The organism is Acetivibrio cellulolyticus CD2 (assembly GCF_000179595.2).
Taxonomy (GTDB): domain Bacteria; phylum Bacillota; class Clostridia; order Acetivibrionales; family Acetivibrionaceae; genus Acetivibrio; species Acetivibrio cellulolyticus.
Genome location: NZ_JH556659.1, coordinates 379,113 through 379,600 on the forward strand (window position 1 = coordinate 379,113; position 488 = coordinate 379,600).

Consider the following 488-nt stretch of genomic DNA (forward strand, 5'->3'; position numbering starts at 1 on the left):
GTGGAGAACAAATATTTAAATTCAGTTCTTTTAATGCAAATATGAGTTCAGGGAAAAAGCAAGGTGAAATATTATGTTTTGACTTGGCTTATACGATGTTTGCAGATGAAGTAGGGAATATCTTGCCTGCATTTTTTATTAAATGACAAGAAGGAGCTTATGCATGATAATCAGTTATTAAAGGTTTCTGAGTTCATTAAAAACAAAGACATTCAATTGGTTGTATCTATTTTAAAGGATAAGCTTCCAGAAGAGTTAAATTCAAACGAAAACATTGTTTTAAGGTTGTCTCAGTATGAGAAATTATTCAGGATTGAGAGTTAAGGAATAGCTGAAGTTGTTTTTGTATTATTCCTAAGCATATAGAGTGGGGTTTCTAACACTACTGGCTATTCAAATGGTATTAGTATATATTATCGGTACATGGAATTTAATAATCATGTACCGATTTTAGCTAACAAGGGGATTTTTGAATGAATGTTTTATCA

Annotated in this window: 1 protein-coding gene; it reads left to right on the top strand. The window is 30.5% G+C overall.

Annotation, left to right across the window (positions count from 1 at the left end):
• Window positions 1–159: 159 nt before the first annotated feature.
• Window positions 160–324, top strand: a complete 165-nt coding sequence (locus tag ACECE_RS31975; protein ID WP_235715994.1) for a DUF2326 domain-containing protein — start codon at window positions 160–162, stop codon at window positions 322–324.
• The last annotated feature ends 164 nt before the right edge of the window (window positions 325–488 follow it).

Coding starts and splice junctions, on each gene's coding strand:
- ACECE_RS31975 (WP_235715994.1), top strand. CDS start 160: ATGCATGATAATCAGTTATTAAAGGTTTCTGAGTTCATTAAAAACAAA.